This is a genomic window from Leptospira bouyouniensis (assembly GCF_004769525.1).
In the GTDB taxonomy this organism is placed as follows: Bacteria; Spirochaetota; Leptospiria; order Leptospirales; family Leptospiraceae; genus Leptospira_A; species Leptospira_A bouyouniensis.
In genome coordinates, this window is sequence record NZ_RQFT01000003.1 from 487663 (window position 1) to 500224 (window position 12562).

Consider the following 12562-nt stretch of genomic DNA (forward strand, 5'->3'; position numbering starts at 1 on the left):
TGTATCAATTGATTCAATTGTTATTCCTATAGTAGGATGAAAACCATATGAAGTTTTGGAAATTTGGCTTGGTCTCCATTACCATCGTCAGTTTAAGTTTTGGAAATTGTAATCCTATTAAAAAAAGTGATCCGTTCAGTGATAATTTACTTTTACTTATTTTATTGAATGCACTTACAAATGCTCGCGAATTGGATTGCACATTTGATCCTTCTAGTTCGGATTCTCTTTACGCTGACCAGTGGCACCTACAAAACTACGGTCAATTAGGTGGAACCACGGGTGAAGACGCTAGAGTCAAACCTATCTGGGACCAAGGTTATTCTGGAAACCAGGTGATTGTCAGTGTTGTCGATGATGGAATCGATATCCGACATGAAGATTTAACAGCAAATATGTCGGTTTCCACACGGGGTCTCAATTTATTTAATAATACATTCAATCCATCCCATTCTTATATAAACAGTTTTCACGGAACATCTGTTGGAGGAGTGATAGGATCGAGTGGTGGGAATGGAATCGGTGTTAGGGGAGCCGCACCTTGTTCCAAACTTGTAGGTGTTAATATTCTGGAAAAATCAACAATCTATACTTCAGACGAATACCGAGCTATGGTAAACGAATCTGCGAAGGTTTTTATATCAAATAATAGTTGGGGTTCCCCTGATTTATACGGTTGGTTATGGCCATCCAATTCTTTATGGCAACAAGGAATTAATGAAGGTGTGACATTTGGTCGTGGTGGTAAAGGAACTGTTTATTTTTGGGCTGCCGGTAACGGAGCGAATGGTGGAACAGTCGCATCACCCGTATTAGTTGACAATGCAAATTATGATGGCCAGGCAAATTATTATGGAGTGATGGCAATTGGAGGTATTGGTCAAAATGGTGTCAAAGCAACCTATTCCGAATCAGGTGCCAATCTTTGGGTAGTCGCACATACTCAAGGGAATAATGCAACGGCCTATACTACTGCAATTTCCACAACAGATGCTTCGGGTGGATTTGGACTCAATGCAGGTGGAACTTCTGGTGATTATGTTTTTTCGAGTTATACAAGAAGGTTTAATGGAACATCTTCTGCAACACCACTTGCTGCCGGTGTAGCAGCTTTACTTTTGAGTAAATATCCAAATTTAAGTTGGAGAGATGTAAGAGAGTTAATTGCTTATTCCGCCAGACAAAATGATGCCGCGGATCCTGATTGGACGATGAACGCTGCGGGTTTGAATATCAATCATAAATACGGATTTGGAGCCATCGATGCGACACAACTTTTTGTCCGTGCCAATTTATGGACTCCAATCACGGCTGCATTCAAAGCGGAAACAATGAATTCTGTTTCTCCTGGCACTTCCATTCCAGACAATGATCTTGTTACGGGAGCAAGTGTTGCTTATCCTGTATCCTCTTCGGTAACCTATATAGAATATGTTGATGTTGAGTTTACTTCAAATCATACTTATTTTCCGGAGTTAAGGATTACTATCACTTCCCCTAGTGGAACCGTTAGCGTTTTATCAGAAGTTCATGCCTGTCGAAATCCTATAAACAATTCCGGATGTACATCTGGGAATACTTCGATTGCAACAATGACAGGTTCTTCTACATATCGATTTGGTCTCACTCGATTACTCGGAGAAAATCCAAACGGAAGTTGGACCATTCGAGTTTTTGATGGTGGAGCTGGAGATACAGGATCTATACAAACGGTTCGATTGAGAATTTATGGGAGGTAATGTATGAAATTTTTAGATTTAATACCAAATCAAAACACAATAAATTTTAAAAATCAGTTTTTTAAACTAATACTATTTACTCTAATTATTGTATGTTTTCAAACTTTGGAAGCAAAAGAACCTCCTAACCAAATTTCATTTACGGAAGGTGGGATCCAAAAAACTTTCTATCGAAATCCGAATGTAGAAGCTGAATACATTGATCCAAATTTAATCAATTCACAACAAAACAAAAGTTTGGGGAATATGAAATTGAAGGCTGGATGGAATTTCCGCCAATCTGGAAAACCAATAATAGCAAAACAATCAAAGTCGAATGTTTCAACAAAGGTGACGGAAGTATACAATCCTGGAGTAGGATCTGGACCCAATATTGTTTTGCCTGGAGTTATCATTGTTTCGTTCAAAAAAGACCAAACAAATGAATCACTTTCTAAATTGGCGCAAAAATTTAAAATTCAGTTATTACACCATTTAAGTCCACGTTTAGCAAGCTTTCAAACAGAGTCTGGATTTTTGTCTGTAGAAAAGGCCGTTGAGGTTTTGACTGATGAATCTATTTTAGAAGCATACCCAGAGACTGCAGTAGAAAAAGTATTAAAATAAAATGATAAAGATATATTTTTTTTACAATGCTAAATAGAAATAAATAAGTTTTAGAATTTCTAACTTACGCACAGGTTTTGGCAGATAAGATGTTATCCCCGCCAAGATACTATTTCTAATCACTTCTTTTTGAACATTTGCTGAAATTGCTATGATCGGAATTGTATAGAGTGGATCAACATTTCGATGTTGTTCATATTGCCGTATGTGTTTAGTAGCTTCTAAACCATCCATCTCTGGCATTTGCATATCCATAAGTATTATATCAAATTTCTCTAATTGAAACATTTGAAACGCTTCTTTCCCATTTTTTGCAGTCACAATTTCAATGGGATATTTTCTTAAAAATGTTTTGATGATATAAACATTTTCTAAAGAATCTTCAGCTAATAAAATTTTACATCTTGGAAATTGATCAGGTTCAGGTAATTCCAAATCCAACCAATGTTGGTGAATAATCGAATCTTTGTTTACTATTCCTTCATAAGGAATCTTAATAATGAATTTTGATCCTTTCCCTAATTCACTTTGTACTGAAATATCACCATTCATCATTAAAATTAAATTTTTTGTAATGGTAAGACCAAGTCCTGTTCCACCATATTTTCGTGTAGTGGAACTATCAACTTGTGTGAAACTTTCAAAAATTGAATTTAGTTTTTCCTTTGGTATTCCTATGCCTGTATCTTCAACGATTAATATTAAATACTTTTTGTCATCGCTTAACAATGCTTTAACAATTATACTTCCTACTTCAGTGAATTTCATGGAATTTCCAATTAAATTAATCAAAATTTGTTGGATACGAGTAGAATCTCCTTTTGTATGTTCTGCGATATCGTCGCTTACAAAATAAGAAATTTGAATTCCTTTTGCGTTTGCTTTCATCAAGAAAAGTGAAATCGTTTCATTCAAAAGTTCGTGAACTGAATATTCGATATGTTCCATTTCTAATTTCCCAGATTCAATTCGTGAAAAGTCTAAAATATCATTGATAATGTTATACAATGCCTTTCCAGAATTTCTAAGTACCGTTAGGTATTCTAATTGTTCATCAGATAAATTTGTTTCTGTTAAGGTGTCTGCCATTCCAAGAATGGCATTGAGAGGAGTTCTAATTTCATGACTCATTGAAGCCAAAAAATCAGTTTTTGCTTGGGATGCTTTTTTTGCTTCCGCTTCCCTTTCTTTTGCAAAAACCATTTGTTCTCTTAATAATTTCTCTCTCGTTACTTGTTGCGAAACATCTGAGATTTGAATCATACAAAATCGATTCGGCTCATCATCAATTGAAATTGGAATGATATGTAGGTATTGAAAAATCCTTTCATTTTGTTTCATCTTTTGTTCGTTGTCAAACAAAGGAAATGGAAATGGATTTAATGTATGGGTAAGTATTGAATATTGTGAGAATTCTAGACATTGTTCAATTGATTTTAATGTACGAGTTCCTACTAATTCAGGAAATACATCAAAAATTAATTTGTTCTCAATTTTTTGATCAGCTAAAAATGAATTTTTTAGAAACCAATGATTTGTTAATATGATTTTAAAATTTTGATCTAAAATCAGAATTCCTATTCCTGATTTTTTAACTATCGTTAATAGGTGTTTTTCGTTTAAAAAACTCACTACTTTAACTTTTCAATGAGTACTCGAGAAAGATTTTTGATACTATCGAAATTTAGAATAAAGAATATATAACCTTTGATTTCTTTTCCTTTTAACTGATAATCAATAAATACTAATAAAATTGAATTATCTTCATTTGGATTTGGGTTACGATTTAAAAGAATTTCTTCATATTTTCCTGAGAAAAATTCTGGCACTTGAGTTTCAATTTTGTAATCGGACATCTTTGCCAAATTTGATAAAATTGCATTTAATATTATGTTTCCTATTTCGCTCAATGCATCCTTCTCAAATTGAGAAACTTCATTGAGAGCTACGTAGTCTTTCATCATCATCTTTACAATTTCTAAACTGGAACTTTTATGAAATAAAAGGAAAGCGGAACCATTTCCTATATCTCCCACAAACTTTTGCTCAACTGTACAAACTTCTTGTTCTGCTAAATTTTCAAAATTTCGTGCTTCAGATTTTGTGATCAGTTTTAAACTTGGAACTGTTAATAGAATTTCATCGGATATCATTTCACTCATCAATTTGGCGGCACCTCCTAAACTGATGTTAAATAATTCGCAAAGTGAATCTCGTTCTAGTTCCGTTAGGTGGTTCATAAATTTTCCAATTCAGGTATGATTTTTTCAGCTGTGACTGGTTTTTCAATGAATACAATGGCAAGGTCTTTTGCCTTATTTTTAATGGCATCCTGTATATTAGCAGTAATTAACATAATTTTTGAATTTGGGTAATTTGATTTTAAAATTCCGACCAAATCTAGGCCAGAAAGTGTACCTGGCATATTTTGATCCAAACTAAACAAGTCAATGTCTGGATGTTCTGGCAAAATTGATTTCGCCTTATCCGCTGATTCAGCTTCCAAGATCTCCCAATTGGGGTATTTTTCGGAGATAATTTTCCGAATCATCAATCTGGTGACAGTGCTGTCATCAACTATGAGAGCTTTTTTTTGTGACATATGGATTGCCTTAAATACAAACTAGTTTTAAATGAGCATGTACAGACTTAGTCGACGAAAAAATCTCAAGTAAGCCATCCATGCGTTCTAAATACTTTATCGTTTTATTTTTCTATCTTTTTGTATTTTGTAAGTCGAATCAAAAAATTTGCGAAGGCGAAAATTGCCGAAATGGGAAACACTCCATCCAATATGAAAATGGTGACTTCTTTGAAGGTGAATTTTTTGAAGACATCAAACATGGATTTGGATCATACCATTATGCCAATGGAGATGTATTTGAAGGTGAGTACAAATATGGTTATAAGGAAGGACAGGGATCTTATCGTTATGCCAATGGAGATCGATTCACAGGTAATTTTGAAAAAGGGAAAAAAGAAGGATTAGGCAAATATATTTTTGCCGACGGATTCATTTTGGAAGGAACTTGGTCTCAAAATGAATTATCAGGGAAGGCAAAAATTACAAATGCAAAAGGAAGTTTGGTGCTAGAAGGTTACTGGCACCATAACAAATTCATTGGTTTAAAACCAAGAGTGACATCAAACGATACGATCGAAATTTCGAATCCCGAGTGATTCGTATATTTTACGAGTGGCTTTCGATTTGTTTAATGTGTACATATGGATCCCAGCAATTTTGTGATCCAATAAATCTCGCACTTGTTCTGTAGCCCAGTGTATGCCCACATTTTCAGCGTAAGAATCGTCTTCAGCACGCGATAAGGATTTCAGTAGTTTTGCTGGAAAATTGGTTCCAAGTGAGAGTTCTGCCATACGTGCCATCCCCTTTCGAGAAGTGACAGGCATAATCCCTGCAATGATTGGAACTTTTATACCTGCAATTTCACAACGTTCAACATAGTCATAGAAATGATTGTTATCAAAAAACATTTGGGTACAAATGTAATCCGCTCCTTGGTCCACTTTCCATTTTAAGTATTCAATTTCTTTCAAACGATTCGGTGTGGAAGGATGACCTTCCGGGAATCCTGCAACGCCAATTCCCATATTTGGATATTCTTTTTTAATAAATCCAACTAACTCACCTGCATAGGCAAACCCATGGTCAGTTTTTTGAAAGTCTTGTTGACCTTTTGGTGGGTCACCACGAAGAGCCATGATGTTATGAATCCCACTTTTGTCGTATCGTTTTAAAATTTCGCCAATTTCGTCTTTCGTTGAACCTACACAAGTAAGATGACTAACAATCGTTAAGCCAGTTTCTTCTTGTAATTTAACAACTAAATCATGAGTTAAGTGTCTGGTGGATCCGCCAGCACCGTAAGTGACACTCACATATGCCGGGTTCATTTGGGAAAGTTCTTGGATATTTCGAAACAAATCCTCTGAAGCTTCTTCATTTTTTGGAGGGAAAAATTCGAAGCTGATCGTAGTTTGTTTTTTTCCAAGGATCTGAGAAATGTGCATAAAACCTATCCTCTAAACAGGAATATTTTTCTCAAGTCCCTTGTTGGCAAGTAACCAACCTTTTGACGCTTTTGTTTTCATCGCAAGCCAGAGGGAAAACTTAGGAAATAAGGCAGGCATGATGACAATTGTGGATCGAAGATACGAAGGCACAAGGACTTCTCCTGGATTCTTTTCAATCGCCTTACAAATTGCTTTGGCTACTTGCTCGGGTTCGATTACAGGTGTAAAAAACGAAGGTTTTACCCCATCGATCATTCTAGTTTTTGCCATAGAGGGACAAATCCAGCTAACACCAATTTGAGTATCGTATAATTCCATTTTTAAAGCTTGGGAAAAACCAACCATAGCATGTTTAGTCGCAGAATAGGTAACGGTTCCTTCCGTTCCAAATTTACCTGCAATACTCGCCAAATTGATGATCGTAGCCTCTTTTTGCTCTCGAAGGATTGGCAAAGATTCATGTACCAACTTCATCGGTCCATGTATATTGATTTGTAATGCTTTTTCCCAAACGGAAAAATCTTTACCTTCAAATGGGCCACTTGGTGCAATCCCTGCGTTATTGATGAGGATCTGAAAACTGAGTTTATTTTTTTTAATTTTTTTGATGAGTGATACAATTTGTTCTTCTTTGGACAAATCACAAACATAGCCATAGAATTTTCTACCGAGTGACTCTACTTTCATTTGGATTTCTTTCATTAGTGTGGAGCTTATATCGACACCAATGATATCATTTCCTTCTTTGGCCAATCGTTCTGCAGTAAGAGCACCAATTCCCATACCACAACCTGTAATTAAAATCGTGTTTCCTGATAATTTCATACGATGAATCTAAGCGATTTTTTGGTTTCGTCAATCTGAATCATATACGAAATAGACTCAAATGCAGTACCGTCTTTTAAAACCTGAATTAGGCCATCGGTTACCATCTGTCAATTCTACCAACGAATGGATTAGAAATCCTGAAATCCCTTTTGGTTCTTGGGTAATTGCCGAAGAACAAACTGAAGGCAAAGGACGTGGCAATAATATTTGGCAGTCGTTAGGTGAAGAACCTCTGATTTTTTCAGGTAAACTCCGGCTTTCAGCTGCTGAAATTTCTTTGCCTTTATTATCGATTTTTGTTTCATCTGCACTTCTCAAAACAATTTTTGCATTTTTTCCCGATCGTGAAGAAGACACCACCATCAAATGGCCAAATGATATTTATAAACACGAAAAAAAAGTAGCTGGAATTTTGGTACAATCTGAATTCACAAACGGCGTTTATGATGTTGTGATTGGCATTGGACTTAACTTTTTTGGAAATCTAATCCCTGAACCTCTAATCGATAAGGCAACATATTTATGTGAATCCAAAATGGGTGAAGGGGAACTCGAAAGGTTCGTCAATCATTTAGTAATTGAAATCAACCAAGCAGTGATCAATTTACTGGATCCAAGCCAAGTCATGAAAGATTTGGTTTGGATTGAAGCACATTCTTTATTAAAGAACAAGGTCATCGAAGCAGAATGGGAAGAAAGAATCGTAAGAGGAAGAGTTTTGGGAATTGATGAATTAGGATTCCTTCTCATTATGACTGAAACTGGCCAAAAGATTGAACTCATGGACACTTCACCAAAATTTCGGATGATATAAATGTCAGAATCACCATTATTACTAGTTATCGACGTAGGAAACACAAATACAGTATTCGGAGTTTTCCGTGAAGGTGAAGAGACTCCGGATTTCCATAAAAGAACTGTAACTCGAAGGGATCGAACCTCTGATGAACTTGGTCTTTTTCTTAAAGGATTTTTAACACAAGAGAATGTAAAAGCAGATCGAGTTAAGAGGGCAATTTATTCGAGTGTTGTACCTTCTCTCAACCCAATTGTGGAAAGGATGTTAGAAGATTGGTTTGATGTAAATCCTTTGCGGGTTCATTACCAAATGAATTTGAATTTTGGCATCAGTTACCCACGTCCTTTTGAAATTGGAGCGGATCGTTTAGTCAATGCAGCCTATTGTGCAAAAACCTATCCAGGCAAAAAAGCGATTCTCGTAGATTTGGGAACAGCCACCACATTTTGTGTCATTAGCGAAAAACCAGAATATATAGGTGGAGTGATTGCACCTGGATTAAAAATTTCAATGGATGCATTAACAAGGAATACTGCCCAACTACCACCTATTGTATTTGGATCACCATCTAGAGTGTTAGGCGAATCAACTGTTGAGTCAATCCAAGCAGGATTTTTCTTTGGATGGATTGGACTTCTGAAAGAAATAGTCAGAGCCATCAAAGATGAACACCCTGGCGATTATGTGGTTGTGGGAACTGGTGGACTTGTCACAACAATCCATGCATCGCATAACCAAGTATTTGATGAAATAGATCCAATGATGACTTTAAAAGGATTAAAGATTTTAGCCGATTTAAATTCTTAATTCTTTTTTCTTGATATGTAAATACCAGGAAAATTACTGCCTGGTATAAACTATTGTTTTGTAATGCAACCAATGGTTGGATGGAACTGAAATATCCCATTCTTCCCGTTTCCATTTTCGTTTACCAAGATACTCTTTAATCGTTTCATTTATTAAAGTTTCATCGTAAAAAACAAAACTATCTCTTGAATAAATTGTTTTTAAGTACGTCTCAGTTGGGATTTCTAATTCACCCGGTATAAATTCTAAAATATCCAAGTCCTTTCGTTTCGATTTGAGATAAAAATAAGGATCAGGTAAACTTTGAAGGTAAACTGCCTTTGATTTGGACAATCTTCTTTCTATTTTTTGGAAGTGTGAAGTTAAGATTTCATCAGAATTCGATTTGGACCAATGGATATTTGTCATAGAAACCATTGCAATCAAAGAAACCGAAATACCAACCAAAGGCAATCGATTCAAAATGGTTTTTTCTTCCACTAACATTGCCATACCCATAGATAATGGGAATACAATATGGTATACATACCATCCTTCTGAAGATGTGTACAATGCTGCAAAAACGGAGATCGTCCAAATCCAGAATAAAAGCCATGAATTCGAAAGTTTGTCTTTTTGTCGGAACTGTTTGAATGTCAGATACGATAAAAATGATAACTGGATAAGAATAATAAATAATCGAATTTTTGGAAATCCGAAACCAAAAGAAAAGATTTTGATTTTATCAAACAATGTAAATGTATTGAGTAGATTTTGTTTTCTTGTGAGTTGTGCTCCAAATTGAATTTGGAACCAATCCCAATTTGGATGAATGTAGGTAAACCAACAAAGTATTGGAATGATTCCACCTAACAAAAACCATACTATATTTTTGATATCAAAGTTCTTATAAACTAAGTACAAGGTTACAAGTCCAAATGATGCTCCGATCGGATGGGAAAGTGCAGACAATGATAATAAGATTCCAGCAAAAAAAGGATTCCATTTATTATTTTTTTTGTTCGTGGCAAATAATAAGCTGATGATAAAGAAAAAAGCAGTGAGTGCTTCCATCCTTGCAACTGTTCCAAAACGGAATATAAGCGGCTCCCAAAGCACACTAACAAAAGCAACTTGGGCTGCTACGTCTGAAATGTGAAACCTTTTTAACAAAAAGTAAAAACTAAGTGCTGTCAAATAAACAATACAAACATTCGCTATGCGAAGCGTTAATAATGAATCAGGGAAAATGGATAATGAAAAACCAGAAAATAATAGATAAAGAGGAGGCATCCACAGTGTTTTGGATTCCATTCCTGGAATGAGTCCAGAAAGAACTTCGGTTTTGAAATGTCCGTTGGTCGCAAACGAAGTCGAAGGGGAATAAAACAAAACTTCATCAGGCCATACAACAGGTAATACACCTAAGTTGATGGCAACTTGGACGAAGAATAGAAGGGATATGCAAATAAACGAGGCGTAAGCCACGTTCCGACTACTTTGAGAGAGAGTTAACGGCTTCTTGTTCCGTTTCGAAAACTTCAAACAAATCTAAAAGTTCAACAACATCAAAAACCTTTTTTACAGGTGGAGTGATGCAACAGAGTTTCAGCTTTCTTCCTTGTTTATCGAGTTCCCTGACCATACCAACAAAGATACGAATCCCAGAAGAAGAGATATAGGATATAAGCTCCAGGTTGATGATGATGTCACCATCCCCGTTTTGTACGTCATCGGCTAATTTTGCCTCAACCTCATCAGAATGTGTAATGTCTAAACGACCATTGAGGTGAACGAGTGTGTGCTTTCCGATTTTTTTGGTTTTTATTTCCAAAGCGAGCCTACTTGGAGACTAGAATCTTTGAAAACACCAAAGGTTCAAGAAATTTTTACGCTGCTTGGTTTCTGTTTCTCGTAAAAAGTCGAGGGTCTTTATGTTCTGTTTCGGGAATATGCAACATAATCCTCTGCCTCGTGGATCGACTGGTTCTATGGCCCAAAAATTCTTGGATTTCCCAAACAGGGAAACCTTTTTGGAACAAGTCCAATGCAATCACATCTCTTAGGAAGGGAATGTGGATTTCTTTTGAAATGAGACGACTTGCCGTTTTCAAAATTTTTTGGATGGTTCTTGTGCGTAAAACGCCATCCCGTCCAGGGAATAGATAATCACTGGGTGAAAACTCACAAGCATAACGATAAAGTTCAACTGCAAACTTTGGTTCGAGAAAGATGTTCCTCCTACGCAAACGACCACCGTTCTTTAAATGAAATCGATCCATTTCGGAATTAAAATCAGCAATTTTTAAATGGATGAGTTCCGGTAATGACAAACCTGTACAAACTAAAAACTTGATGATCAAATAGTGGATGTGATTTCGACCCCTGATTCGATTGAGTAAATTTCGGACTTCTGTCTGGTCTAATAGACGATTCCCTAATGTACAAACATCAACTGTGAGAATGTGTGGAAGAAAGGTTGGTAAATTCAAATTTGTATTTAGCATATTTTTGTCGTGGAATGTAGCAGAGTTTAACATTCTCTGCAATAAAATTGTCACCAAACTGTAGTTTTGGATCACAATTTTCAGAGAAATAAATTTCCTAGTTCATGTTTTTGCACGATGAAGTTTTCTGCTTGATTCAAAATCAAAAAACGATTTTATCTTTGGGAGAAACAATAAAGGATTCAATCGTATGGACTCGCTGGAACTCAAAACAAATGACCCGGAACTACAACTGACTAAGGAAGACATTCAAAAAGTTGAGGAACTCACCGGACAAATTAAACTCAATAATCCAAATGACATCGTTTCTTATGGATCTTCCGCCCAAGCAAAGGTATCTGATTTTGCAGACAAAGTACTTTCTGAGATAAAAACCAAGGATTCAGGTTATGCGGGAGAACTCCTAAACCAATTATTATTCAAAATCAAGGATTTGGATATGGATAGTTTTGCTGGAGAAGGCAGTACTCTTTCTAAAATTCCACTGATTGGAAGTTTGTTTGATGCCTCTCGAAAATTTTTAGCAAAGTTTGAAGATTTGGAATCACAGATCGGAAAAATAGTCGATGAACTGCATTCAGCAAGAACGAACCTCACAAAAGACATAACTTTATTGCAGGCGTTATACGAAAAAAATTTAGAATATTTCAAAGAGATTCAAATTTTCATCGCAGCAGGAGATAAAAAAATCCAAGAGTTACGTGATAAGATTTTGCCAGAGATGTTAGAAAAAGCGAAAGCTCAAGGTGACACGTTAGCATCTCAACAATACCAAGATATGGTTCAAATGGTGGATCGATTTGAAAAAAAGATTCATGATCTAAAACTCACTAGAATCCTTTCTTTACAAACTGGACCACAAATTCGTTTGATTCAAAGCGGAAACCAAGTTTTGGTCGAAAAAATCCAAAGTTCTATTTTAAATACGATTCCACTATGGAAGAACCAAATCGTCATTGCACTTGGATTGATGCGTCAAAGAAAAGCATTGGAAGCGCAAAAACAAGTTTCGAAAACCACAAATGATCTCATCCAAAAGAATGCAGAAATGTTAAAATCGGGAACAGTTGAGATTGCAAAAGAATCAGAGAAGGGAATCATTGAAATCGAAACCTTAAAAAATGTAAACCAACAGCTGATTGAAACGATCACGGAAACTTTAAAGATCCAAGAAGATGGGCGTCAAAAACGGAAATTGGCCGAACAAGAAATGATAAAAATCGAATCAGATATTAAACAAAAACTTTTGGAATCAAAATAGA

At 35.8% G+C, this 12562-nt stretch carries 14 protein-coding genes; 6 read left to right on the top strand and 8 right to left on the bottom strand.

Features of this window, described 5'->3' with window-relative positions:
- Positions 1 to 47: 47 nt before the first annotated feature.
- Positions 48 to 1739: a S8 family serine peptidase gene (locus EHQ43_RS03930; protein ID WP_135740034.1), complete on the top strand. Its 1692-nt coding sequence runs from the start codon at positions 48 to 50 to the stop codon at positions 1737 to 1739.
- 3 nt (positions 1740 to 1742) lie between these two features.
- The gene (locus EHQ43_RS03935; RefSeq protein ID WP_135753451.1) at positions 1743 to 2345 is read left to right on the top strand and encodes a hypothetical protein; all 603 of its coding nucleotides are present in this window, start codon (positions 1743 to 1745) and stop codon (positions 2343 to 2345) included.
- Positions 2346 to 2366: 21 nt separating this feature from the next.
- Here EHQ43_RS03935 and EHQ43_RS03940 read toward each other — a convergent pair whose 3' ends face one another.
- The 3 genes from EHQ43_RS03940 to EHQ43_RS03950 are packed head-to-tail and all read right to left on the bottom strand — an operon-like array spanning position 2367 to position 4947.
- Entirely contained in the window at positions 2367 to 3977 is a 1611-nt protein-coding gene (locus EHQ43_RS03940; RefSeq protein WP_135753450.1) for an ATP-binding protein, read from the bottom strand.
- Positions 3977 to 4585, bottom strand: coding sequence for a chemotaxis protein CheX (locus EHQ43_RS03945; RefSeq protein WP_135740031.1), 609 nt, complete (start codon positions 4583 to 4585; stop codon positions 3977 to 3979). The genes EHQ43_RS03940 and EHQ43_RS03945 overlap by 1 nt, the downstream gene beginning before the upstream one ends.
- Positions 4582 to 4947, bottom strand: coding sequence for a response regulator transcription factor (locus EHQ43_RS03950; protein WP_135770189.1), 366 nt, complete (start codon positions 4945 to 4947; stop codon positions 4582 to 4584). The genes EHQ43_RS03945 and EHQ43_RS03950 overlap by 4 nt, the downstream gene beginning before the upstream one ends.
- Before the next feature lie 80 nt (positions 4948 to 5027).
- On the opposite strand from EHQ43_RS03950, the gene EHQ43_RS03955 reads away from it, so the two are divergent.
- Positions 5028 to 5525, top strand: coding sequence for an MORN repeat-containing protein (locus EHQ43_RS03955; RefSeq protein WP_135770190.1), 498 nt, complete (start codon positions 5028 to 5030; stop codon positions 5523 to 5525).
- Here EHQ43_RS03955 and metF read toward each other — a convergent pair.
- Together metF and EHQ43_RS03965 are read right to left on the bottom strand one after the other, a co-directional pair.
- Positions 5490 to 6377, bottom strand: a complete 888-nt coding sequence (gene metF / locus EHQ43_RS03960) for a methylenetetrahydrofolate reductase [NAD(P)H] (protein ID WP_135740028.1) — start codon at positions 6375 to 6377, stop codon at positions 5490 to 5492. The two genes, EHQ43_RS03955 and metF, sit on opposite strands and share 36 nt — an antisense overlap.
- A gap of 12 nt (positions 6378 to 6389) precedes the next feature.
- Positions 6390 to 7205: an SDR family NAD(P)-dependent oxidoreductase gene (locus tag EHQ43_RS03965; protein ID WP_135770191.1), complete on the bottom strand. Its 816-nt coding sequence runs from the start codon at positions 7203 to 7205 to the stop codon at positions 6390 to 6392.
- A gap of 61 nt (positions 7206 to 7266) precedes the next feature.
- Here EHQ43_RS03965 and EHQ43_RS03970 point away from each other — a divergent pair, with 61 nt between their 5' ends.
- Both EHQ43_RS03970 and EHQ43_RS03975 read left to right on the top strand, forming a co-directional pair.
- Complete coding sequence (locus tag EHQ43_RS03970; RefSeq protein ID WP_135740026.1) at positions 7267 to 8022, top strand: biotin--[acetyl-CoA-carboxylase] ligase; 756 nt, start codon at positions 7267 to 7269, stop codon at positions 8020 to 8022.
- Positions 8023 to 8814 carry a type III pantothenate kinase gene (locus EHQ43_RS03975; protein WP_135740025.1) on the top strand — a complete coding sequence of 264 codons (792 nt, stop codon included), beginning with the start codon at positions 8023 to 8025 and terminating at the stop codon, positions 8812 to 8814.
- Positions 8815 to 8847: 33 nt separating this feature from the next.
- Here EHQ43_RS03975 and EHQ43_RS03980 read toward each other — a convergent pair whose 3' ends face one another.
- The 3 genes from EHQ43_RS03980 to EHQ43_RS03990 are packed head-to-tail and all read right to left on the bottom strand — an operon-like array spanning position 8848 to position 11375.
- Positions 8848 to 10281, bottom strand: coding sequence for an ArnT family glycosyltransferase (locus EHQ43_RS03980; RefSeq protein WP_135770192.1), 1434 nt, complete (start codon positions 10279 to 10281; stop codon positions 8848 to 8850).
- 7 nt (positions 10282 to 10288) lie between these two features.
- Complete coding sequence (locus EHQ43_RS03985; RefSeq protein WP_012390191.1) at positions 10289 to 10627, bottom strand: STAS domain-containing protein; 339 nt, start codon at positions 10625 to 10627, stop codon at positions 10289 to 10291.
- 55 nt (positions 10628 to 10682) lie between these two features.
- Positions 10683 to 11375 (bottom strand): tyrosine-type recombinase/integrase, encoded by a 693-nt coding sequence (locus tag EHQ43_RS03990; protein ID WP_244242632.1) that lies wholly within the window; start codon positions 11373 to 11375, stop codon positions 10683 to 10685.
- 115 nt (positions 11376 to 11490) lie between these two features.
- Between EHQ43_RS03990 and EHQ43_RS03995 the strand changes: the two genes are divergently transcribed.
- Positions 11491 to 12561 carry a toxic anion resistance protein gene (locus EHQ43_RS03995; RefSeq protein WP_135740023.1) on the top strand — a complete coding sequence of 357 codons (1071 nt, stop codon included), beginning with the start codon at positions 11491 to 11493 and terminating at the stop codon, positions 12559 to 12561.
- Position 12562 lies beyond the last annotated feature (1 nt).